1 protein-coding gene is annotated in these 1,778 nt (G+C 65.2%); it reads right to left on the reverse strand.

Going from position 1 to position 1,778, the window contains the following annotated elements:
- Positions 1-20 precede the first annotated feature (20 nt).
- Positions 21-299, reverse strand: coding sequence for a hypothetical protein (locus tag ACFWBF_RS36525; RefSeq protein ID WP_377541237.1), 279 nt, complete (start codon positions 297-299; stop codon positions 21-23).
- Positions 300-1,778: the final 1,479 nt, after the last annotated feature.

A 1,778-nucleotide genomic window follows, 5' to 3' on the forward strand; every position in this document is an offset into this window, starting at 1 on the left:
TGCGGGACACGACGGGGCGTTCACTCCAGAGACTGAACCTCCGGCCGCGCGGAGGGGGCCTGACCGCTTGAACTGACGGACGGGCTGGGGGGCGGGCCTGCTACCGCCGGAACAGAAGAGGACGCGGCAGGCGCCGGCGCCTGAAGCGGAGCCTGCGAGGCATCCTGCTGTCCGATCAGATAGACCGCGGCAAGAATCCCGGCACCAACCAGGAGCGACGCACCCAGCTTCGGGTTCTTGTACGCCCAGTACACGGCGACGCCCGCGAGGGACATCGCGACGATCGTGAACAGGGTCATCGGCCCGTCACCCCGTACGTGACACCCTGCGCTCGCCTGTCGAACGGAGCCGGAATGAATGTCGCACAAGCTTCGTAATGCGCCATTTGTCGCGTGAGCCCGCTCGACGGCAGGCCGTCGCGGAGCTTAGGCTCGGGAACGTCTTTGATGGTTCTTCTCCTTGTACTTGAGATCCAACTCGGTCGGGCGAGGGCTGTCGGACTACACAGGCGGTCCCCTGTTGGCGCAGGGGACCGCTGTTTTTTTGCCTCCAGGTGTTCGAGGGCTGTCGGACTACACGGCGACCGGAAACCCGTTGGCGCGGTCGGCGTCGAACTCGTCCTCGAAGGGCCTCGTTCGGACTCCGGTGCTGCCGGTCAGGGAGAAGCCTACGCAGCGCGAGCGGAGCCGCCACAATGCCAACGGAATCACGCACACGCATAAAAGCGCCTAAGTGGCCCTGACCTGCTGCTTCATGTCGGATGCTCAGCTCACGAGGTTGGTGACAGGCACTTCATGTAGGGGGGTCATGAGGCCGCCAGCAGATCGAAAGTCCTCACATGAACCCTTCGGTGACGCGCACCACGTGACCGAGGGTCACTGGACGGATACTTCCGCTGACCGGCCCTGTCGACGAACATCGAGCAGTCGAACTTCGGGTCCGTCTCTAGGACGTTGAGCAGGTCGTTCGGCCGGTCTAAGCGCTGGTGAACGGGCCGCGGAGGACACCCTCGAAACTCACCTGGCAGGGGACGCCGCCTGAGATACATCTTCGCCCCTGGAGCGAAACGGCTGCGGTCCGATTTCCGGTACCTCAGGTACTGGACCTGCTTCGCGAAGAACATCTCCGAGTTCTTCTTGCAGCACTAGACCTTGTCCTCGATCTCAGTGCCGAAGTCGGCGCCGGCGAGGAGGACGACGGCAAGCTCTGAGTCGCTACCGACCGGTCGCGGGCGGCCGTCGTTGACATCAGATCCGGGCAGCCAGTTGTGGCCTATTGGAACGTTAGGCCGAGCGTCGGGGGCGACGTCGGGCCCGGGCACGGGCAGGGGAGCAAGCTAAGCGATCAGATATCTGATCGGTCCGCCGTGCCGGTCGGTCGCTGCGCTGGGCGTGTCCTGCGGGGCGCAGATTCCGGCAGCGAGTTGTGGGTCATTGGGCCCAGTTTCGCGGTCGGCCGGGCGGCGGCTTGCGACAGCTCTTGCGCCATCTCCTGCGGCATCTGCTGCGGCATCTGTTGCGACTTCTGCTGCCCTTACCGGATTCCGGCCGACCCCGTCTGTGCAGGTCACCACGCGTGGTGGGGGTGTCCGATTTCGCTGACATCCCCTCTACTGCCCGCCTCCGTCACGTCCCCACCTGAAATTGGCGGTGGGGACGGTGACGCGCGGCGGCCCGGAGAGGGGATCCGGCGCCCCTCGCTGTCGCGCGAAAGCGCCGGCGCCCCGGACCCGTGTCGGCATCAGATTCCGGCAGCGAGTTATGCCGGACTGATATCAG

It is taken from the genome of Streptomyces sp. NPDC060028 (genome assembly GCF_042736725.1).
Lineage (GTDB): Bacteria > Actinomycetota > Actinomycetes > Streptomycetales > Streptomycetaceae > Streptomyces.

What these genes read in the sequence shown, in the direction of transcription:
- ACFWBF_RS36525 (WP_377541237.1), bottom strand. Translation starts at nt 299, where the DNA reads ATGACCCTGTTCACGATCGTCGCGATGTCCCTCGCGGGCGTCGCCGTG.